This window comes from Streptococcus sp. GP0011 (assembly GCF_030546305.1).
In the GTDB taxonomy this organism is placed as follows: Bacteria; Bacillota; Bacilli; order Lactobacillales; family Streptococcaceae; genus Streptococcus.
Map to the genome: position 1 here is coordinate 107,836 of NZ_JAUONR010000004.1, position 21,137 is coordinate 128,972.

The 21,137-nt window shown below is 41.8% G+C and carries 25 protein-coding genes; 16 read left to right on the forward strand and 9 right to left on the reverse strand.

What is annotated here, in order from left to right; translation table 11 throughout:
* The first annotated feature begins 213 nt into the window (after positions 1 to 213).
* The 16 genes from Q4443_RS05880 (at position 214) to Q4443_RS05955 (ending at position 13,711) form a co-directional block, all read left to right on the forward strand.
* Entirely contained in the window at positions 214 to 999 is a 786-nt protein-coding gene (locus tag Q4443_RS05880; RefSeq protein ID WP_001015588.1) for an enoyl-CoA hydratase, read from the forward strand.
* A 90-nt stretch (positions 1,000 to 1,089) separates the two neighbouring features.
* Positions 1,090 to 1,524, forward strand: a complete 435-nt coding sequence (locus tag Q4443_RS05885) for a MarR family winged helix-turn-helix transcriptional regulator (RefSeq protein ID WP_303408134.1) — start codon at positions 1,090 to 1,092, stop codon at positions 1,522 to 1,524.
* Complete coding sequence (locus Q4443_RS05890; RefSeq protein WP_049519399.1) at positions 1,524 to 2,498, forward strand: beta-ketoacyl-ACP synthase III; 975 nt, start codon at positions 1,524 to 1,526, stop codon at positions 2,496 to 2,498. The genes Q4443_RS05885 and Q4443_RS05890 overlap by 1 nt, the downstream gene beginning before the upstream one ends.
* A 57-nt stretch (positions 2,499 to 2,555) precedes the next feature.
* Positions 2,556 to 2,780, forward strand: a complete 225-nt coding sequence (locus tag Q4443_RS05895; RefSeq protein WP_000257840.1) for an acyl carrier protein — start codon at positions 2,556 to 2,558, stop codon at positions 2,778 to 2,780.
* Positions 2,781 to 2,897: 117 nt separating this feature from the next.
* On the forward strand, positions 2,898 to 3,872 hold the full coding sequence (gene fabK, locus Q4443_RS05900) for an enoyl-[acyl-carrier-protein] reductase FabK (protein WP_000857452.1): 975 nt from the start codon (positions 2,898 to 2,900) through the stop codon (positions 3,870 to 3,872).
* A complete protein-coding gene (gene fabD, locus Q4443_RS05905) occupies positions 3,865 to 4,785 on the forward strand; it encodes an ACP S-malonyltransferase (RefSeq protein WP_049519398.1) in 921 nt (306 codons plus the stop codon). The genes fabK and fabD overlap by 8 nt, the downstream gene beginning before the upstream one ends.
* A gap of 45 nt (positions 4,786 to 4,830) precedes the next feature.
* Positions 4,831 to 5,562, forward strand: coding sequence for a 3-oxoacyl-[acyl-carrier-protein] reductase (gene fabG / locus Q4443_RS05910; protein ID WP_001177611.1), 732 nt, complete (start codon positions 4,831 to 4,833; stop codon positions 5,560 to 5,562).
* A 28-nt stretch (positions 5,563 to 5,590) separates the two neighbouring features.
* Positions 5,591 to 6,826: a beta-ketoacyl-ACP synthase II gene (gene fabF / locus Q4443_RS05915; RefSeq protein ID WP_049519396.1), complete on the forward strand. Its 1,236-nt coding sequence runs from the start codon at positions 5,591 to 5,593 to the stop codon at positions 6,824 to 6,826.
* A 2-nt stretch (positions 6,827 to 6,828) separates the two neighbouring features.
* Positions 6,829 to 7,317, forward strand: a complete 489-nt coding sequence (gene accB / locus Q4443_RS05920) for an acetyl-CoA carboxylase biotin carboxyl carrier protein (RefSeq protein ID WP_001052303.1) — start codon at positions 6,829 to 6,831, stop codon at positions 7,315 to 7,317.
* Positions 7,314 to 7,736, forward strand: coding sequence for a 3-hydroxyacyl-ACP dehydratase FabZ (gene fabZ / locus Q4443_RS05925; RefSeq protein WP_000565515.1), 423 nt, complete (start codon positions 7,314 to 7,316; stop codon positions 7,734 to 7,736). The genes accB and fabZ overlap by 4 nt, the downstream gene beginning before the upstream one ends.
* A gap of 11 nt (positions 7,737 to 7,747) precedes the next feature.
* A complete protein-coding gene (gene accC / locus Q4443_RS05930; RefSeq protein ID WP_049519395.1) occupies positions 7,748 to 9,115 on the forward strand; it encodes an acetyl-CoA carboxylase biotin carboxylase subunit in 1,368 nt (455 codons plus the stop codon).
* A gap of 35 nt (positions 9,116 to 9,150) precedes the next feature.
* Positions 9,151 to 10,017 (forward strand): acetyl-CoA carboxylase, carboxyltransferase subunit beta, encoded by an 867-nt coding sequence (gene accD, locus Q4443_RS05935; RefSeq protein ID WP_001173376.1) that lies wholly within the window; start codon positions 9,151 to 9,153, stop codon positions 10,015 to 10,017.
* A complete protein-coding gene (locus Q4443_RS05940) occupies positions 10,014 to 10,781 on the forward strand; it encodes an acetyl-CoA carboxylase carboxyl transferase subunit alpha (RefSeq protein WP_049489769.1) in 768 nt (255 codons plus the stop codon). Before accD ends, Q4443_RS05940 begins: the two co-directional genes overlap by 4 nt.
* A 146-nt stretch (positions 10,782 to 10,927) precedes the next feature.
* Positions 10,928 to 11,629: a CPBP family intramembrane glutamic endopeptidase gene (locus Q4443_RS05945; protein WP_049519393.1), complete on the forward strand. Its 702-nt coding sequence runs from the start codon at positions 10,928 to 10,930 to the stop codon at positions 11,627 to 11,629.
* 419 nt (positions 11,630 to 12,048) lie between these two features.
* Positions 12,049 to 12,774, forward strand: coding sequence for a CPBP family intramembrane glutamic endopeptidase (locus tag Q4443_RS05950; protein ID WP_049519389.1), 726 nt, complete (start codon positions 12,049 to 12,051; stop codon positions 12,772 to 12,774).
* A 211-nt stretch (positions 12,775 to 12,985) separates the two neighbouring features.
* Positions 12,986 to 13,711 (forward strand): CPBP family intramembrane glutamic endopeptidase, encoded by a 726-nt coding sequence (locus tag Q4443_RS05955; protein ID WP_049519388.1) that lies wholly within the window; start codon positions 12,986 to 12,988, stop codon positions 13,709 to 13,711.
* Positions 13,712 to 13,756: 45 nt separating this feature from the next.
* Here Q4443_RS05955 and nusB read toward each other — a convergent pair whose 3' ends face one another.
* The 9 genes from nusB to gatC form a co-directional block, all read right to left on the reverse strand.
* Positions 13,757 to 14,179: a transcription antitermination factor NusB gene (nusB, locus tag Q4443_RS05960; protein ID WP_049519387.1), complete on the reverse strand. Its 423-nt coding sequence runs from the start codon at positions 14,177 to 14,179 to the stop codon at positions 13,757 to 13,759.
* Positions 14,172 to 14,561 (reverse strand): Asp23/Gls24 family envelope stress response protein, encoded by a 390-nt coding sequence (locus tag Q4443_RS05965; protein WP_000510585.1) that lies wholly within the window; start codon positions 14,559 to 14,561, stop codon positions 14,172 to 14,174. The genes nusB and Q4443_RS05965 overlap by 8 nt, the downstream gene beginning before the upstream one ends.
* Positions 14,562 to 14,582: 21 nt before the next feature.
* Positions 14,583 to 15,143 (reverse strand): elongation factor P, encoded by a 561-nt coding sequence (gene efp / locus Q4443_RS05970; protein WP_000568640.1) that lies wholly within the window; start codon positions 15,141 to 15,143, stop codon positions 14,583 to 14,585.
* Positions 15,144 to 15,224: 81 nt separating this feature from the next.
* Positions 15,225 to 16,352: an SPFH domain-containing protein gene (locus Q4443_RS05975; protein WP_049519385.1), complete on the reverse strand. Its 1,128-nt coding sequence runs from the start codon at positions 16,350 to 16,352 to the stop codon at positions 15,225 to 15,227.
* An 8-nt stretch (positions 16,353 to 16,360) separates the two neighbouring features.
* Positions 16,361 to 17,305 carry a zinc-ribbon domain-containing transport protein gene (locus tag Q4443_RS05980; RefSeq protein ID WP_049519384.1) on the reverse strand — a complete coding sequence of 315 codons (945 nt, stop codon included), beginning with the start codon at positions 17,303 to 17,305 and terminating at the stop codon, positions 16,361 to 16,363.
* A gap of 99 nt (positions 17,306 to 17,404) precedes the next feature.
* Complete coding sequence (locus Q4443_RS05985; protein ID WP_001031998.1) at positions 17,405 to 17,800, reverse strand: hypothetical protein; 396 nt, start codon at positions 17,798 to 17,800, stop codon at positions 17,405 to 17,407.
* Between the two features lie 57 nt (positions 17,801 to 17,857).
* Positions 17,858 to 19,303 (reverse strand): Asp-tRNA(Asn)/Glu-tRNA(Gln) amidotransferase subunit GatB, encoded by a 1,446-nt coding sequence (gatB, locus tag Q4443_RS05990; protein ID WP_049519382.1) that lies wholly within the window; start codon positions 19,301 to 19,303, stop codon positions 17,858 to 17,860.
* Complete coding sequence (gene gatA / locus Q4443_RS05995) at positions 19,303 to 20,769, reverse strand: Asp-tRNA(Asn)/Glu-tRNA(Gln) amidotransferase subunit GatA (protein WP_049519380.1); 1,467 nt, start codon at positions 20,767 to 20,769, stop codon at positions 19,303 to 19,305. Before gatA ends, gatB begins: the two co-directional genes overlap by 1 nt.
* Complete coding sequence (gene gatC, locus Q4443_RS06000; protein WP_049479280.1) at positions 20,769 to 21,071, reverse strand: Asp-tRNA(Asn)/Glu-tRNA(Gln) amidotransferase subunit GatC; 303 nt, start codon at positions 21,069 to 21,071, stop codon at positions 20,769 to 20,771. Before gatC ends, gatA begins: the two co-directional genes overlap by 1 nt.
* Between the last annotated feature and the right edge of the window lie 66 nt (positions 21,072 to 21,137).

Genomic DNA, 21,137 nt, shown 5'->3' on the forward strand with positions numbered 1-21,137 from the left:
ACTTCCTATTATAATAGAAGAAAACACTAACTTATTTTGAAAAGCGATAACCGTTTAAAAGTAAGGGTGTCAAATTTTACTCACACTCATAAATGATGGGTAAATAATCAGCTGAGACACTTTCCTTTAGTTTTTCCTTGCCTCTTTATCCAAAAAAAGGTATACTTTGATGATAAAACAATTTTATTGCCTTACAAAATAAAAGGAGAAGCTATGAATCATATCTTATATCAGATCGTAGATGATCTGGCTATCATTACTTTGAATCGTCCCGAAGTGGCAAATGGTTTCCATATCCCAATGTGTGAGGAAATTTTAGAAGCTTTGACTCTAGCGGAGCAGGATCAAGCTGTGCAGTTCATCTTGATTAATGCGAATGGGAAGGTCTTTTCAGTTGGAGGAGACTTGGTTGAGATGAAACGCGCAGTAGACGAAGATGATATCCCTTCTTTGAATAAGATTGCAGAATTAGTCAATACAATTTCTTTTAAAATCAAGCAAATTCCTAAACCTGTTTTGATGGAGGTAGATGGAGCGGTTGCTGGTGCTGCAGCAAATATGGCAGTAGCAGTTGATTTCTGTTTAGCGACTGACAAGGCAAAATTCATTCAAGCCTTTGTCGGAGTTGGATTGGCGCCAGACGCTGGTGGGATTCATCTCTTGAGTCGTAGTATCGGGGTAACACGGGCTGCACAGCTTGCCATGACAGGTGAAGCTTTGACTGCTGAAAAAGCGCTAGAATGGGGCGTGGTATACCGTGTTTGTGAAGTTGACAAATTAGAAAAAACAAGAGAACAAGTTCTGAAAAAATTAAGAAGAGGTTCAGCAAACTCATACGCAGCGATTAAAAAGTTAGTTTGGGAAAGTCAATTCAAGGATTGGCAGAATTATGCCGAATTAGAATTGAAACTACAAGAATCGTTATCTCTAACTGAAGATTTCAAAGAAGGGGTTCGAGCGCATTCTGAAAGAAGAAGACCAAAATTTACAGGAATGTGAAAAAATACTTGCACAATTTTTTGAAGTTTGTTATACTTCTTTTATCAAATGTTTTGATTGTAAAAGTTTTTTGAGGGGGAGGGAAACGATTTGGACTACCAACAAGTAAATGATTATCTAACATCTATTTTTAATAACGTCCTTGTGATTGAGGAGGTTAGCTTACGAGGTAGTCGATTCAAAGACATCTCCATCAAAGAAATGCACACGATCGATGTGATTGGGAAGTTCCCGGAGGTAACACCAAGTAAGGTTTCAAAGGAACTGATGCTAACTCTTGGGACAGTGACGACGAGTTTGAATAACCTGGAGAGAAAAGGTTATATTGAGCGTATTCGTTCTGACCAAGACCGTCGAGTGGTCTATCTGCATTTGACAAAGAAAGGTCGTTTGGTTCACCGCCTTCATAAACGGTTCCACAAGGCTATGGTCGAAAAAATCATCGATGGCATGAGCCCTGAGGAAAAAGAAGTCATGGGCAGAGGCTTAACGAACCTTTATCAATTTTTGGAGGATTTGAAATAATGGCTTTTGCAAAAATAAGCCAGGTTACTCATTATGTTCCAGAGCAAGTGGTCACTAATCATGACTTAGCCCAAATCATGGACACAAGCGATGAGTGGATTTCAAGTCGGACAGGAATTAAACAGAGACATATCTCAAAATCAGAGTCTACCAGTGATTTGGCGACAGAAGTAGCTAAGAGCTTGTTGGCTAAAGGGAGCTTAACAGCGGATCAGATTGATTTTATCATTGTAGCGACGATTACCCCAGACTCGATGATGCCTTCCACAGCAGCTCGAGTTCAGGCAAATATCGGAGCGCACAGAGCTTTCGCCTTTGATCTGACAGCAGCTTGCAGTGGTTTTGTATTCGCTCTTTCAACTGCAGAAAAATTTTTAAGTTCTGGACAGTTCAAAAAAGGGATTGTTATCGGGGCTGAGACCTTATCCAAGGCAGTTGACTGGTCAGATCGTTCAACAGCTGTTCTCTTTGGGGATGGTGCTGGTGGGGTTCTCTTGGAAGCGAGCGAAACACGTCACTTCCTTGTGGAAAGTCTCTATACGGATGGCTCTCGGAGCGAGTGTTTGACCTATGGTCAAACGGCTTTGGCTTCTCCTTTCTCAGATCAAGAAGCAGTTCCTGCTTTTTTGAAGATGGATGGACGAGCAGTTTTTGATTTTGCAAATCGTGATGTTGCTAGGTCGATCAAAGAAACCATTGAAAATGGTCCAATTGCAGCATCGGAATTGGATTATCTCTTGCTTCATCAGGCAAATATCCGCATTTTGGATAAGATGGCTAAGAAGATCGGTGTAGACCGACACAAGCTTCCTGCCAATATGATGGAGTATGGAAATACCAGTGCAGCAAGTATCCCGATTTTGCTCTCAGAGTGTGTGGAGAATGGCATGATTCGTTTAGATGGTAGCCAGACGATTCTCCTATCAGGCTTCGGTGGAGGTTTGACATGGGGCACACTCATTCTTACAATCTAGGTAATCATGTGGTAAACACATAGTTATAAATTTTTTATATTTTAAAGGAGTCCTATCATGGCAGTATTTGAAAAAGTACAAGAAATTATCGTTGAAGAACTTGGGAAAGACGCATCAGAAGTAACACTTGAATCTACTTTTGATGATTTGGATGCAGATTCATTGGACTTGTTCCAAGTAATCTCTGAAATCGAAGATGCTTTCGATATCCAAATCGAAGCAGAAGATAACTTGAAAACAGTTGGTGACTTGGTTGCCTACGTTGAAGAGCAAACAAAATAATTAACATATTACTAGAAGGAGTAGGGGAAACCCACTCCCTCTTGTTTAGGTAATAGTTTGAAACTCAAATGATAAACTCATCGAACTATTACGTAAGCAAGGAATGATGGAGGCACTATGAAAACACGTATTACAGAATTATTGAACATTGATTATCCTATTTTTCAAGGAGGAATGGCCTGGGTTGCGGATGGTGACTTGGCTGGTGCAGTATCAAAAGCTGGTGGTCTAGGGATCATCGGTGGTGGGAATGCACCTAAAGAGGTCGTAAAGGCTAATATCGATAAAATCAAATCACTTACGGACAAACCTTTTGGTGTTAACATCATGCTCTTGTCACCTTTTGTAGAAGACATCGTTGATCTCGTGATTGAAGAAGGGGTCAAGGTGGTGACAACTGGTGCAGGAAATCCAAGTAAATATATGACTCGTTTCCATGATGCAGGAATTACAGTTATTCCTGTTGTTCCAAGTGTTGCTTTGGCAAAACGCATGGAAAAAATTGGTGCAGATGCAGTTATTGCAGAGGGGATGGAAGCCGGTGGACATATTGGTAAATTAACAACGATGACCTTGGTTCGCCAAGTTGCTGCAGCTGTTTCAATTCCAGTTATCGCAGCTGGAGGAATTGCGGACGGTGAAGGTGTCGCTGCAGGCTTTATGCTTGGTGCTGAGGCCGTTCAAGTTGGTACGCGTTTCGTAGTAGCTAAGGAATCTAACGCCCATCCAAAATACAAGGAAAAAATCTTGAAAGCGCGTGATATCGATACGACTATTTCAGCTCAGCACTTTGGACATGCTGTTCGTGCCATTAAAAACCAATTGACACGTGACTTTGAGCAGGCTGAAAAAGATGCCTTTAAACAAGAAAATCCAGATTTAGAAATCTTTGAACAAATGGGAGCTGGTGCTCTAGCTAAAGCCGTTGTTCATGGAGATGTAGAAGGTGGATCTGTCATGGCAGGTCAGATCGCTGGTTTGGTTTCTAAAGAGGAAACTGTCGAAGAAATTCTAAAAGATCTATACTATGGCGCAGCCAAAAAAATTCAAGAAGAAGCCTCTCGTTGGGCAGGAGTTGTAAGAAATGACTAAAACAGCCTTTCTATTTGCGGGTCAAGGTGCTCAGTATCTAGGAATGGGGCGTGATCTCTATGATCGTTACCCTATCGTCAAGGAAACAATTGACCAAGCCAGTCAGGTTTTGGGTTATGACCTTCGTGACTTGATCGATAAGGAAGAAACCAAGTTAAACCAGACTCGCTATACGCAGCCAGCTATTTTAGCGACTTCGGTAGCTATTTACCGACTATTAAAAGAAAAGGGTTATCAGCCGGATATGGTGGCAGGACTGTCTCTTGGGGAATATTCTGCTCTTGTAGCAAGTGGTGCCTTGGACTTTGAGGCTGCAGTTGCCTTGGTTGCTAAACGTGGTGCTTATATGGAAGAGGCTGCACCTGCAGGCTCTGGGAAGATGGTTGCCGTTCTTAATACTCCAGTTGAAGTAATTGAGGAAGCTTGTGAAACAGCCTCTAAAGTTGGAGAAGTGACTCCAGCTAACTACAACACCCCAAGCCAAATCGTTATCGGTGGTGAGGTGGCTGCAGTTGACCGCGCAGTTGAACTCTTGCAGGAAGCAGGAGCAAAACGATTGATTCCTTTAAATGTATCTGGTCCTTTCCATACAGCCCTTCTTGAGCCAGCCAGTCAGCAACTAGCTGGAGCTCTTGAGGGAGTGAGTTTCTCAGATTTTACTTGCCCTCTAGTCGGCAATACGGAAGCTACTGTTATGGAAAAAGATCGAATCCAAGAGCTCTTGACGCGTCAGGTGAAAGAACCTGTTCGTTTTTATGAAAGTATTGCTGTGATGCAGGATGCTGGTGTGACCAATTTTATTGAAATTGGTCCAGGGAAAGTCCTGTCAGGCTTTGTCAAAAAAATCGATAAAACAGCTAAGCTAGCTAACGTTGAAGACCAAGCAAGCTTGGGTGCTTTGTTAGGAAACTAATGATCCCTTCTCCCACAAAATACAACAGGAAATAGGAGAGATAGAATGCAACTTACAAACAAAAATGTCTTTGTAACAGGTTCAAGTCGTGGTATCGGACTTGCCATTGCTCACAAATTTGCCCAACTAGGCGCTAATGTAGTCTTGAATAGTCGAGGAGCAATCTCAGAAGAATTGCTAGCTGAGTTTTCAAACTATGGTGTCAAAGTAGTACCGATTTCAGGTGATGTTTCAGACTTTGCAGATGCCAAGCGTATGATAGATCAGGCGATTGCAGAACTCGGTTCTGTCGATGTCTTGGTCAACAATGCTGGGATCACTCAAGATACGCTTATGCTCAAGATGACTGAAGAAGACTTTGAAAAAGTGATTAAGATCAACTTGACAGGTGCCTTCAACATGACGCAAGCAGTCTTGAAACAGATGATCAAGGCACGTGAAGGTGCGATTATCAATATGTCTAGTGTGGTCGGTTTGATGGGAAATATCGGACAAGCCAACTATGCAGCTTCTAAAGCAGGTTTGATTGGTTTTACCAAGTCAGTTGCACGTGAAGTTGCCAATCGCAACGTACGCGTAAATGCTCTTGCACCAGGAATGATCGAATCAGATATGACGGCTGTTTTATCTGATAAGGTCAAAGAAGCGACATTGGCTCAAATCCCAATGAAACATTTCGGTCAAGCAGAACATATCGCAGATGCTACAGTGTTCCTGGCTGGACAGGATTATTTGACTGGACAAGTTCTCGCTGTTGATGGCGGACTTAGCATGTAAAAAATAAGGAAAGATATAGGTAAGACAGATGAAACTAAATCGAGTTGTAGTAACAGGTTACGGATTGACCTCTCCTATCGGAAATACTCCAGAAGAATTTTGGAACAGTTTGCAAACTGGGAAGATTGGAATTGGAGAAATCACTAAGTTTGACCACAGCGAATTTGCTGTGCACAATGCGGCAGAAGTTCAAGATTTCCCATTTGATAAATACTTTGTCAAAAAAGATACCAACCGTTTTGACAACTATTCTTTGTATGCCTTGTATGCGGCTCAAGAAGCAGTGACACATGCAAATCTTGATGTAGAAGCAATTGATAAAGATCGCTTTGGTGTTATCGTGGCTTCTGGTATTGGGGGAATTAAAGAAATCGAAGATCAGGTTATCCGTCTTCATGAAAAAGGTCCAAAACGCGTTAAACCAATGACACTTCCAAAAGCCTTGCCAAATATGGCATCAGGAAATGTTGCCATGCGCTTCGGAGCAAACGGTATCTGTAAATCAATCAATACAGCCTGTGCCTCATCAAACGATGCCATCGGTGATGCCTTCCGTTCAATCAAGTTTGGTTTCCAAGATGTCATGCTAGTTGGTGGCTCAGAATCATCTATCACTCCTTTTGCCATCGCTGGTTTCCAAGCTTTGACTGCCCTATCAACTACAGAGGATCCAACTCGTGCTTCTATCCCATTTGACAAAGACCGTAATGGTTTTGTCATGGGAGAAGGTTCAGGAATGTTGGTTCTTGAAAGCCTTGAACATGCTGAAAAACGTGGTGCAACTATCCTGGCTGAAGTAGTTGGCTATGGTAATACCTGTGATGCTTACCATATGACTTCACCTCATCCAGAAGGTCAAGGTGCGATTAAGGCTATGAAGTTGGCTTTGGAAGAAGCAGAAATTTCTCCAGAGCAAGTGGCTTACGTCAATGCCCACGGAACTTCAACTCCTGCTAATGAAAAAGGAGAAAGTGGTGCAATCGTAGCTGTCCTTGGTAAAGAAGTACCTGTATCTTCAACCAAGTCCTTTACAGGACACTTGCTTGGTGCTGCAGGGGCAGTAGAAGCCATCGCTACCATTGAAGCCATGCGTCATAACTATGTACCAATGACAGCTGGAACAAGTGAGTTATCAGACTATATCGAAGCGAATGTCGTTTATGGACAAGGCTTGGAGCAAGAAATCCCTTATGCTATTTCAAATACATTTGGTTTTGGTGGACACAATGCGGTTCTTGCTTTCAAACGTTGGGAGAATAAATAATTATGAATTTAAATGAGATCAAGGACTTGATGGCGCAATTTGACCAATCAAGTTTGAGAGAATTTTCTTATAAAAATGGAACGGATGAATTGCAGTTTAGTAAGAATGAAGCAAGAATGGCTTCTGAAGCACCAGCTCAAGTTGCTCCAGTGCCAACTACAGTAGCTGCAAATCCAGTAGTTTCTGCCCCTTCAACTCCAGTAGAGAGTGCAGTGGAAGAAGCTCCAGCACCAGCTGAAACGACGGTTGCTCCAGAGGGTGATGTCGTTGAGAGTCCACTTGTAGGGGTGGCTTACTTGGCTGCTGGACCAGATAAACCTGCCTTTGTCACAGTCGGAGACAGTGTTAAAAAAGGTCAGACTTTGGTGATCATCGAAGCCATGAAAGTCATGAATGAAATCCCTGCACCTAAGGATGGTGTGGTGACAGAAATTCTCGTTTCAAATGAAGAAATGGTTGAGTTCGGTAAAGGATTGGTACGTATCAAATGATCGATATTCAAGGAATCAAAGAAGCTCTACCCCATCGCTACCCCATGCTCCTAGTGGATCGTGTCTTGGAAGTGAGCGAGGATACCATTGTTGCCATTAAAAATGTGACCATCAACGAACCTTTCTTTAATGGTCATTTTCCACAATACCCAGTTATGCCAGGTGTTCTTATCATGGAAGCCTTGGCACAGACTGCTGGTGTCTTGGAATTGTCCAAGCCTGAAAATAAAGGGAAACTGGTCTTCTATGCTGGCATGGACAAGGTTAAGTTTAAGAAGCAAGTTGTACCAGGTGATCAATTAGTCATGACGGCTACTTTTGTCAAACGTCGTGGTACGATTGCTGTGGTTGAAGCAAAGGCTGAAGTGGATGGCAAGCTTGCGGCGAGTGGTACTCTTACCTTTGCAATTGGAAACTAAGGAGGTTCTCCATGTTTCGTAAAATTTTGATTGCCAACCGTGGTGAGATTGCGGTTCGCATTATCCGAGCTGCGCGTGAATTGGGCATTGCGACCGTTGCAGTCTATTCAACAGCTGATAAGGAAGCTCTTCACACACTCCTAGCGGATGAAGCTATCTGTATCGGACCCGGTAAGGCGACAGAATCTTATCTCAATATCAATGCGATTTTATCTGCTGCAGTCTTGACAGAAGCAGAAGCCATCCACCCAGGTTTTGGTTTTCTTAGCGAAAACTCCAAGTTTGCCACTATGTGTGACGAAGTGGGGATCAAGTTCATCGGTCCTTCTGGGGCTGTGATGGATACCATGGGAGATAAGATCAATGCGCGTGAGCAAATGATCAAGGCTGGGGTTCCAGTTATCCCAGGATCTGATGGTGAAGTTCACACGGCTGAAGAGGCCCTTGCAGTTGCAGAAAAAATTGGCTATCCAGTCATGCTTAAGGCATCGGCAGGTGGTGGTGGAAAAGGGATTCGTAAGGTTGAAAAGGCAGAAGACTTGGTCGCAGCCTTTGAGACAGCATCCAGTGAAGCTAAGGCCAATTTTGGAAATGGCGCTATGTATCTTGAGCGTGTGATTTATCCAGCTCGTCATATCGAAGTTCAGATTCTTGCAGATCAAGAGGGTCATGTTGTCCATCTTGGTGAACGGGATTGTTCACTCCAACGGAATAACCAAAAGGTCTTAGAAGAAAGCCCATCCATTGCGATTGGCAAAACCCTTCGTCATGAAATTGGTGCTGCAGCCGTTCGTGCAGCAGAGTCTGTAGGCTATGAAAATGCAGGGACGATTGAATTTCTTCTCGATGAAGCCAGTGGCAATTTCTACTTCATGGAAATGAATACTCGTGTGCAAGTTGAACACCCAGTCACAGAGTTTGTTTCAGGTGTTGATATCGTGAAGGAGCAGATTCGCATTGCTGCCGGGCAACCTTTACCTTTCAAACAAGAAGATATTGTCCTACGAGGTCACGCTATCGAATGCCGGATCAATGCGGAAAATCCAGCATTTAACTTTGCTCCAAGCCCAGGTAAAATTACCAACCTCTACCTTCCAAGTGGAGGAGTTGGATTGCGTGTAGACTCTGCAGTCTATCCAGGTTATACCATTCCTCCTTACTATGATAGTATGATTGCTAAAATCATTGTTCATGGGGAGAATCGTTTTGATGCCTTAATGAAGATGCAACGGGCACTTTATGAACTTGATATTGAAGGAGTGCAAACCAATGCAGACTTCCAGTTGGATCTGATTTCAGACCACCGAGTTATCGCTGGTGACTACGATACTTCCTTCTTGATGGAAACTTTCTTGCCAAAATACCAAGAAAAAGAATAGACTTTCAAATAGTATGAGAACTAAAAGGGGGAGTTATGGCTCTATTTAGTAAAAAGGATAAGTATATTCGGATCAATCCTAACCGTTCCGTAAGGCAGAAACCACAAGCCAAGCCTGAGGTTCCGGATGAACTCTTCTCCCAGTGTCCTGGTTGTAAACACACCATTTACCAAAAGGATCTTGGGAGCGAACGAATTTGTCCCCATTGTAGCTATACTTTCCGTATTTCAGCTCAGGAACGCTTGGATTTGACGATTGATTCTGACACCTTTGTGGAGATGTTTACGGGTATTGAAACTCAAGATCCATTAAACTTTCCTGGCTACCAGAAAAAACTAGCTAGTATGCGTGAAAAGACAGGTTTGGATGAAGCAGTACTGACTGGTACAGCTAGCATCAAGGGACAAAAAGTTGCCCTTGGGATCATGGATTCAAACTTTATCATGGCTTCTATGGGAACCGTTGTGGGTGAAAAAATCACGCGCTTGTTTGAGTATGCAACGGTAGAAAACTTGCCAGTCGTTCTCTTCACAGCTTCTGGTGGAGCCCGTATGCAAGAAGGAATCATGAGCTTGATGCAGATGGCTAAGATTTCTGCGGCAGTTCAACGTCATTCCAAGGCAGGACTTTTTTACCTAACTATTTTAACCGATCCGACAACAGGTGGGGTGACCGCTTCTTTTGCTATGGAAGGGGATATTATCCTAGCTGAGCCACAGAGTTTGGTTGGTTTTGCTGGACGTCGTGTTATCGAAAATACAGTTCGTGAGACCTTACCGGATGACTTCCAAAAGGCAGAATTTCTGCTTGAACATGGATTTGTTGATGCAATTGTCAAACGGAGAGAATTGCCTGAAACAATTGCTAAATTAGTAAGATTGCATGGAGGAAGTCGCGGATGAATATTGCAAAAATAGTCAGAGAGGCACGCGAGCAGAGTCGTTTGACCGCACTTGATTTTGCCAATGGAATCTTTGACGAGTTTATCGAATTGCATGGAGATCGCTCTTTCCGCGATGATGGTGCGGTTATCGGTGGAATTGGCTGGTTAGGTGAACAAGCAGTAACTGTCGTTGGTATCCAAAAGGGGAAGAGTCTTCATGACAACCTCAAACGGAATTTCGGGCAACCTCATCCAGAAGGTTATCGTAAGGCCTTACGCTTGATGAAACAGGCAGAAAAGTTTGGTCGTCCAGTTGTGACCTTTATCAATACGGCGGGTGCTTACCCAGGTGTTGGAGCCGAGGAACGTGGACAAGGTGAAGCAATCGCCCGAAACCTGATGGAAATGAGTGATCTCAAGGTTCCAATCATCGCGATTATTATCGGTGAAGGTGGATCTGGTGGGGCCCTAGCTCTAGCCGCAGCTAACCGTGTCTGGATGTTAGAAAACTCAATCTACGCCGTACTTAGCCCGGAAGGATTTGCCTCTATCCTTTGGAAGGATGGAAGTCGTGCTATGGAAGCGGCGGAGTTGATGAAAATCACTTCACATGAACTCCTAGAAATGGGAATCGTAGACAAGGTAATCTCAGAAGCAGGGCTGTCAAGTAAAGAACTGCTAAGTTGCGTTAAAAATGAATTGCGTGCAGAACTAGATAGGTTGCAAGAACTACCACTCGACCAACTTATCGAAGAACGTTACCAACGCTTTAGAAAATACTAAGAAAATTTAAAAGCTAGAACAATTTGTTCTAGCTATTTTGATAATAGAGCATGGATAAATATGAATACTCTAGATAAATAAGAAAATAATCAATGGTATATCCTCTATATTGCCCTAATAGAGAGTTTACCATTAGGAGAGAAAGAATGAAAAAGACAATACATTTAGGAATCTGTATGATTTTAATGTTCCTGTACATTTATTTAACGCCATTAGGGGCTATAACTCTAGCTAGGACCTTTGGTTTAGGAATGGACAGCTATATAATCTTCCTAGTTGGAGAAGTGTTGCTTATTTTCTTTTTATTCGTTTTGTGGTTGAAAAAGAAGAAGATGCTCTTTATCTTCGAGAAAAAGGGTTGGCGCTGGTCTTATCTCGCTTTCTTAGTGGCTTGCTTTCTTATCTATTCTTTTCTAAATGGATTTAGAATGCAGAATATTCGATTGATTGACAATAGCTTTATTTTCCAAGACCTTCTTTCAGAACTTTACTCAAACGGAAGAGAAACGACTCTATCAAGTCTTATATTTTTAATCTTTAACATTTCGATTGTACCTGTTGTTGAGGAGACAATCTATAGAGGTTATTTTATGAATACCTTCTTTCCGAAGTCGGAGTTTTATTTGGATGTGATTTTGTCTTCTTTCATCTTCGGGCTTAGTCACTTAGTTCTATCTCATCGTGACCCCATCAGTCTCCTAATGTATAGTATTCTTGGTCTTCTATTTGCAGTCGCTTATCGAGTTACGGGTAGTCTTCGGTTTACCATTTTTTGTCATAGTTTCTATAATGCAATTCCCTATGCTCCGTCAATCTTATTTTATATTTATTATTTGATTTTTAGATAGTAGGAAGTAAAGAAAAAGTGTTTGATAATTGTCAAACACTTTTTCTAATTTAATGGGAAGATAGAGAAATCTCTTTTATCAATTTCTTATTTCTCAATGAGTAAAGCTACCATTTAGGGTGAAAAATTGACAGTTGAGGAGATAGGCTATAAAATAGACAAAAAGATGTATACTGTAGATGTAAACTGACAAAAATTTATTTTAAGGAGCTACTTGATAGGACAGGTACAAAAACATTTACAGTTCTTTTATCTGAGGACTTAGAGCAAGTTTCAGGTGGTGGCATGATTTGGTTAGTTTATGATAGACATTGGCCTTCGCCATATGCATATAGTTTGGCGACAGAATGGAGTACAATACTGAATCATGCGACTAGACGTGCTTATGGTATTAGCTATTGATAAATTAAAGGGGTAAGTATGAAAAAACTAGGGCATTTGGGAGTCTATACATCACTGGTATTTCTATCGATTTACCTACCAGAGTTAGGGATTATGCATCTAACTAAGTTTTTAGGATGGGGGATAGATGGCTATTCTATCTTTTTAACAGTTGAAGTAATAGCTCTTTTGCTATTATTTATCTACTGGCTCAAAAAGAAAGATATGCTCTATATTTTTGAAAAAAAGGGTTCAAAGAAGTCAAGATTCTTTTACCTTGTAGTTGCTCTAGTGGCTACTTATTTTGATCGTCAATTGGTGGATGCTTTTCAGTTACAGTTTCATCACCTAATTGATAACAAGTATATCTTTCAAGACCTTCTTTCGATTCTATACTCCAATGGGCAACCAACTTTTCTATCAACTGTTCTCAGTTTTAGTTTAACAGTAATCGTCGGACCTATATTAGAGGAACTGATTCATAGAGGGTATTTTATGAATACCTTTTTCCCCCAGTCCAAGTACTATCTGGATGTTATCCTATCTGCTCTTATCTTTGGACTTAGTCATTTGATCCTAACTCACCGAGATCCTATCAGTTTGATTATTTATAGTTTAGGCGGTCTTTTCTATGCCCTTGTCTACCGTTGGACAAAGAACTTAAAAATTACCATCCTGTGCCATAGTTTTTTCAACTTTCTCATTTATGCAAAACCCATCTGGATTTTTGTTTACAATTATGTCTATTATCATTTTTTTAGATAGTGGAAGGCAAAGAAAAAAGTGTTTGATAATTGTCAAACACTTTTTCTAATTTGATGGGAAGATAGAGAAATCTCTTTTATCAATTTCTTATTTCTCAATGAGTAAAGCTACCGTTTAGGATAAAAAATTGACTTTTTTAAAAATAGCTGTTAATATAATAAAAGATATTTATGCTATAAAAATAAGTCAACAAAGATTTTTTGGAGTAAGTATGAAAAAACTAGGTCATTTGGGAGTCTATACATTACTGGTATTTCTATCAATTTATCTACTAGATTTCAGTAGTCTTTATCTGGCTAAGATGTTTGTCTGGGGTATGGATGGCTATTCTATTATTGTAGCAGTAGAGCAACTAGCTCTTTTAGGACTATTTATCTATTGGTTGAAAAAGAAAAAAATGCTCTATATTTTTGAGAAAAAGGGTTCGATAAAATCCAGATTCTTTTACCTTTTAGTTAGTTTAGTGGCTGCTTATTTTGTCCGTCAGTTGTTGAGTGCTTTTTACTTACAGTTTAGTCGCTTCATTAATAATAACTATATCTTTGAAGACCTTCTTTCGGTCCTATCCTTCAATGAGCAATCTACTATTTTAACGACTTGCTTCTCTTTTATCTCAGTTGTCATTTTGGGTCCTATATTGGAGGAACTAGTTCATAGAGGATATTTTATGAATTCCTTCTTTCCTAAGTCCAAATATTACTTGGATGTCATCTTATCTGCTCTTATTTTTGGGCTCAGTCATTTGGTATTGTCCCATCGTGACCTCATCAGTTTGATGGTTTATAGTTTTTCCGGTCTTTTCTTTGCTTTAGTTTACCGTTGGACAAAGAATCTAAAAATCACAATTCTGTGCCATTGTTTTATAAATTTTCTCATCCATGCAGACTTCATCTGGTTGTTTCTTTCTAATTTAATCTATTATCGTTTTTTTAGATAGTGAAAGGCAAAGAAAAAAGTGTTTGATCTAAGTCAAACACTTTTTTTACTGTTCTTCTTTTACAAACTGGCTGAGCAGTCCGTTGATAAAACGGGCAGATTTTTGATCTGAGAAGTCCTTTGCAAGCTCAATAGCTTCATTAACAGCAACCAGTTGCGGAGTGTCAAATGAAGTGATTTCAAAGACTCCCAAGCGAAGGAGGTTTCTCTCCACGAGCGTTAATCGCTCGATGGTCCAACCTGCTTTTAAATGCTGTGTGATTTGCTTGTCTAGTTCTTCCTTTTTAGCCTGAACACCAGAAACTAGCTCTGTCAAAAAGGCTGGAAGTTGCACATCCGTATCTTCACGATCATGAGTATAGGCGAAACGACAAGCAGTTTCGACATCCGTACCGAATTCAAGGCTCATGAGAGCTTGAAAAGCGCATTTACGGAGTTGGCGTCTAGATTCTAATAGTGGACTAGTCATTGAGGAAGTCCTCGTCAAATAGATCTTTCAATTCTGGTTTTGGTGTTTTATCTGGAACGATACCTGCAACGTGAATATTGATGGCAGTGAGTTCTACATCAGCCATATTGCGGACGGCATCTTTGACAGCTTTCTGGATAGCAACCGCTACCTTAGGAACTTTTACTCCGTACTCAAGGTAGAGATAGATATCTGCTGTGAGCTCTTCGTCCACGTTTTTAAGATAAACGCCACGGCCGAGAGAAAGTTTTGAAAGGGTATCAGACACTGATTTGTTTGAAAAAGAGTGTACACCCTCTACTTTTGCAGTAGCAATAGCAATGATTTTTTCAAGTACACGTGGGGCGATAACGATTTCGCCAAGTTGTTCTTCAATTCCCATAGAATGACCTCTTTCTAGAGATTAGGCACGAGAAACGTAAGTTCCTTCTGCAGTGTTGATAACGAGTTTTTGTCCTGCTTCGATGAAGTCTGGAACGTTTACGACAAGTCCAGTTTCCATCGTTGCTGGTTTACCAGAACCTGTAACAGTAGCACCTTTGATAGATGGTTGAGTTTCTGCAACTGTCAATTCGACAGTAGTAGGAACGGTAACACCAATCACTTCAGTTCCGTAGAATTGGATCTTCACATCAGAGTTTTCAAGGATGTAAAGCAATTCGTTTTCAACGTTGACAACAGGAATTTCGTATTGGTCGTAAGTTTCTGTGTTCATGAAGTAGGCTGTGTCATCCATTTTGTACAAGTATTGAGCTGGGACAGTCTCGATGATGGCTTGTTCAAATTTTTCCTCTGGACGGTAGCTTGTGTCAAATGTAGAACCAGTACGGACATCACGCAATTTCATACGCATGATTGTGTTTCCTTTACCTGGTTTGTGGTGGCTAGCTTCCAAAACGCGGATCAATTTTCCGTCAGCTGTTTCAAAGGTCATACCAGCCTTTAATTTACTTGCTTCAATCATGTTTTTACCTCTTTAATAAAATAATTTACTCTTTATTGTACCATAAAAGACAACATTACTCAAATGTCAGAAGGAGCTTAATTAGTTGACTGGTACGATATTTCCATCTTCGTCTTTGGTAACGAGGACGTATTTTCCATCGACTTCGATGTAAAAATTCTTGCTGGCAGTTTGTCCAGTGTTTTGAGCTGGTGCTTGATTTTGAACTTGTTGGCTTAGTTGACCACCCAGAGTTTGGCCAAGATTCATGCCCATAAACATGTTCATCCCATTGCCATTCCCTTCGTTGGCAGCTGCAGCAATAAGCGCTTCGTTACGAGCACGGCGTTCTTCGATTTCAATCGTGTTGTACTTCATTGCCACGAGCTCACTATCAAGCTTGCGAACGATATCAAGACTTTCTTGGTCGTAGCTGAGGTCTTCAAGCAAGATGTTAGTTGCTTCAATCCCGTAGAGACCTGTCCAAACCTTGTTGACCTCTTGTTTAGCGAGTTCGTTAAAGGTGTCTTGATTGGCATTGAGGCTATAGATATCTACCTTGTTTTCGTTGGTGTATTTGGCAATGGCAATCGCGATTTTCGGTGCGATATTTTGACGGAGCGTTCCTTGAGCTACATCTTGGAGAGTAAATGGCTGTCCGTCAGTAATTTGACGGCTAACAGAACTCACGTAGAAGAGGACTGGATCTGCTATTTTTACATCAAACAAGCCGTAGAAACGGATATTGAGTAGTTGTTGGTAACGTTCGCTGAAGTATTCGACCGCATTTTGTGTGCCGAACTTATTACCTGCAATAGGTTGCATGCGGATAAAGATGATTTCCTGTTGGGTGATGACTTGTCCACCGAAAGAGAAACGGTTTTTAAAGTTTTCCCAAGTGCCTTTTATACCACCTTTTTCAAGGAGCCAGGCGTTATCACCAGCTTGCCATTCGTGGCTACCAGATTCAAGGACCTCACCAAGGAAGGTACCATTGTTTACCAAAACAGCAGTATAACCTTGAGGAACGATAACCACACTGCCATCTGACAAGAGGCCTGTGTTTTGATTGCTGTGACGAGAACGTCCATCTGGATCTTTTGTAAGCAATTGCCCCTTGATGGCCAAGGCATCGCCAGAGACATTGTCTGGAAGGACAATGGCTTCCTTGAATTTACTATCATTAAAACTATTTAAGCCTGCTGATAAGGCTGCACGTATAAATCCCATAATTCCTCCTAATTATAAAGCTCGTCTTCATCCACAACATCATAGGTATCGAGTACCCATTGGTTTGGACTGCGAGAGAGATTGGCACCACAGTAGTCGCACTCGCTAACTGCAGAGATTTTCAAAGGGGCGCCACAGTTTGGACAGTGGTCGCTCACAACTTGGTCTGGATTGACTGCTTGCGTTTGGCTACCGTGTTGACGGATAAAGTTTAATTGATACACGGTGAAGAGATCTTTTTTAGGGTCTCCTTCAATGACACGGCGAGTCTCATCGTCAATGACATAGTCTCGTAAAATTGATGATAGAATCACCACTAAGGTATCGTTTCCGTCAGGATTTTCAATGAACTCCTTGATGCGAACATTTTCGATACAAACTTTCTCTAAAACATTAGTTGTTTTAGCACGAATATGGTCTTCGAGTTGGGCACTGTGTTGGGAGTAGAGACTGGTACTTTCTAAAGCGCGGACAGAGTTCCAATTTTTCTCAGTCCAGGCAACCTGCAATTTAAGGTAGACTTCCTTAACCCAAGATGTGAAAGCTTCCGCGTCAAAGTTTGGATCTCCGTATTTCACAAGACTAATGGCCCGTGTGTTGTGTTCAACTCGACGATGGAGCGTTTGAGAATCATTACTAGTGTCTGTTGAACTTGAATCTTCTGAGTTATTCTTCGAGGCTTTAAAGATACTAACTAGGAAAACTCCTGCGACAATCAGGAATACCAATCCCATTTCGAATGAGTTGGTAGAGCTACTAGAGGATGATCCGTATCCAGAGCGGTAGTAGTGGTAGGATGATCCGCCAGAACGACTTCCACCTCCACTTGAGCGGCTACTGCTGCGGCTGCTCCCTCCACTTCTGGAATGTCCGACACCCGCATCAACGATTTGAGGCACGGATAGAAAAACAAGTAATAAACAGGTCATTAAAAGAGCGTAAAACTTTTTCATGTGTCTCCTAACTATATGATTGAAAAGGTAGAATTCTGAATTCGAATGATTATTAAACTATTTAATAACCTTTAAAAATCATCTAAGATATACTAGGCGTTATTTACTAGCATTTAGCTTCTTTATGGAATGGCGTTCGATGAGCCATCCCACAATCCATCCTATTGCTAGCAAGTAATTTTCAAAAGCACCGATAGCATTTACAGGAGAGTGATACTCCATATAATTGAGTAAGTGATTTGTTCCTATTCCAATTCCGCCAATAATGAGAGCAAGAAGTGCGATTCGTAGATAGAACCAATCGTATTTAATATTGATAGCGAGAATAATAATCAATACAGCTAAATTCCATATTCCAATTTCTCGTTGCCAACCAGCAGATATTCCGTACCCGGAGTGGCTTCCCATGTACGATGGAAAGAAAATTTGTAGTATAGAAGCGCCTAACATAGCGATGATGACTAAGACAAATAGCAATCGTAAAAATTTGTTCATTTATTCTCCTTGTCTCATTCTCGTCTTAAAAGTAGAAAAAAGTGTATAAAGAGTAAATTACTCACTTTCTTTCAACTTCGCCAATTCCTGTGCAAGGAGTTTAAGGGCAACTTGTGGATTGGCTTGGCCTTTGGTTGCTTTCATAAGGAATCCTGTGAAGGCCTTGTCTGCGTTGCGTTTGCCTGACTTGAAGTCGGCAACGGCAGCTTCGTTATCAGCAAAGACTTGGTGGATGATTGGAATCAGAACATCTGGATCTGAGATTTGGACCATACCTGCTTTTTCCACGTATTCACGCGCGCCACCACCATTTTTAGCTAGGTGGACAAAGACTTTCTTGGCAATCTTAGAAGAGATCGTGCCGTCTTCGATGATGGCAATCATTTCTACCAAGTTTTCTGGTGTCAATTCGATTTGTTCTAGTGTTTTACCTTCGGCGTTCAAGAACTGAGCAACTTCACCTTGGAGCCAGTTAGAAACTTGTTTGGCATCGCCACCGAGTGCAACAGCTTTTTCAAAGAAGTCAGAAGTGACCTTATTTGCAGTCAACTGACTAGCATCGTAGTCTGACAAGCCAAGGTCAGCAACGTAGCGTGCACGGCGTTCCTTTGGAAACTCTGGCAGTTCAGTACGCATTTCCTCAATCCACTCGTCTGAAATTTCAAAGAGTGGGAGGTCTGGTTCTGGGAAGTAGCGGTAGTCTGCAGCGCCTTCCTTAACACGCATGAGGATGGTTGCTTTGTTGGCTTCATCGTAACGGCGTGTTTCTTGGCGGATTTGACCACCTGAGCGAAGGATTTCAGCTTGACGTTGGACTTCGTATTCGAGACCTTTGCGAACGTTTGAGAAGGAGTTGAGGTTTTTCAACTCAGTCTTGGTACCGAATTTTTCTTGACCATAAGGACGAAGCGAGATGTTAGCATCCACACGCATCGAACCTTCTTCCATCTTAACGTCAGAAATACCAGCGTACTGGATGACTTCCTTGAGGGCAGTTAGATAAGCATAGGCTTCTTCAGGAGAACGCATGTCGGCTTCAGACACGATCTCAATCAAAGGCACCCCTTGGCGGTTGAGGTCTACATAAGAGTAGCCATCTGTACCGTGGGTGTTTTTACCAGCATCTTCTTCCAAGTGGGCGCGTTCAATACCGATTTTCTTAGTCGTACCATCTTCTAGCTCCACTTCAATCCAACCATTGTAACCAATTGGCTCATCAAACTGAGAAATTTGGTAGGCTTTTGGATTATCAGGATAGAAGTAGTTCTTGCGGTCAAAGTGCATCTTCTTGTGGATGTCCATGTTGAGGGCAAGAGCGGCCTTGATACCAGCATCGACAACACCCTTATTGAGAACTGGCAGAACTCCTGGAAAAGACCAGTCAATCACGTTGGTGTTGGCATTTTGGTCATTTCCAAAGTGGGCAGAAGTAGGTGAGAAGATTTTTGAATTGGTGTTGAGCTCTACGTGGACTTCAAGTCCAATGACTGTTTCAAAGTTCATTAGTTGTCACCTCCAAAAATCACGGGTTGTTGTTTGTGGTAGTCTGTTGTTGCTTCAAAGGCAGCAGCAGCTTGGTAAATGGTTTCCTCAGAGTATTTAGGACCAATCAATTGGAGACCGACTGGTAGACCTTGAGAGAATCCAGCAGGAACTGAAATTCCTGGGAGACCAGCCAAGTTGACTGGGATGGTCAAAAGGTCAGCCAAGTACATGGCAACGGGGTCATGGTTGAGGGAGTCCAAGTCATAGGCAACGCTTGGTGCAGTTGGTCCCAAAATCAAGTCGTAATCCGCAAAGACTTTTTCGAAATCTTGGATGATAAGGGTACGAACCTGACCAGCTTTCTTGTAGTAAGCATCGTAGTAACCTGATGAAAGGCTGAAAGTACCTAGCATGATACGGCGTTTCACTTCTTCACCGAAACCTTGGCTACGGCTGTTTACATAGATTTCGTCAAGGTTGGTCGCATCTTCTGCACGATAGCCATAACGGATACCGTCAAAACGTTGCAAGTTTGATGAGGCTTCTGATGAAGCGATGATGTAGTAAACGGCAACACCGTATTTAGAGTGAGGAAGGCTAACTTCTTCAACGATAGCACCGAGTTTTTCAAAGTGTTTAGCGGCATTCAGAATAGTTTCCTTAACCTCTGGGTCAATTCCTTCACCGAGGTATTCCTTAGGCAAAGCAATTTTCATGCCCTTGATGTCTTGGCCGATTTTTGAAGTAAAGTCGGCAATGCGGATAGGAGCAGAAGTAGAGTCTTTGGCATCTTCGCTAGCAATAGCGTTGAGCAAGAGGGCATTTTCCTTAACAGTTGGTGCAAAAGGTCCGATTTGGTCTAATGAGCTACCGAAGGCAATGAGACCGAAACGAGAAACTGTTCCATAGGTTGGTTTGAGACCAACGATTCCGTTGAAGGCAGCAGGTTGGCGGATAGAACCACCAGTATCAGAACCAAGTGACAAGCGGACTTGTCCTGAAGCTACGGCTGCGGCAGAACCACTTGATGAACCACCAGGAACCTTGGTCTGGTCCCAAGCATTTTTAGTAGCACCATAGTGTGAAGTCTCACCAGAACCGCCCATGGCAAACTCGTCCATGTTGGTTTTCCCAACAATAATCATGCCTTTAGCTTTTGCATTGGCAACGGCTGTCGCATCAAAGATAGGCTCGTAGTTGTAGAGCATTTTTGAGGCTGCGGTTGTGAGGATGCCGTCAGTAGAAATATTATCCTTAACTGCCAGTGGAATTCCTGAAAGGACATTATCCGCGTCGATTCCAGCTTCATCAATAGCTTTAGCTTGAGCAAGGGCTTGTTCTTCAGCGATAGTGACAAAAGCATTGATAGCTTTCTCGCGAGACTTGATATCTTCAAGCGTGGCCTGTGTCAATTCAGTAGCTGAAATCTCCTTAGATACAAGGAGATTGTGCAAGTCTTCAATCGTTTTGTTATTAAAAGTCATTAGGCATCTCCTCCATCATCTAGGATAGCTGGCACCTTGATATAGTAGTTTTCTTTTTCAGGTACGTTTTTAAACAAGCGGTCACGGTCTGTTCCTTCTTCGGCCACATCAGGGCGGAGTACGGTCTTGCGATCAGCCATGGTTGTAGTAGGTACGACACCAGTTGTGTCGACTTCGCCCAGCAATTCAACCATGTCAACAATTTTAGACAAGGTTGTTGCAAAAGCAGCAGTTTCTTCTTCAGAGAATTTTAATTTTGAAAGATTGGCAACGTGTGTTACCTCTTCTTGCGTAATTTTCATCTTGCATCCTTTCGTGAAATGATGATTTTTAGTCTGTTCTATTTTACCATATTTTCCTATAAATAA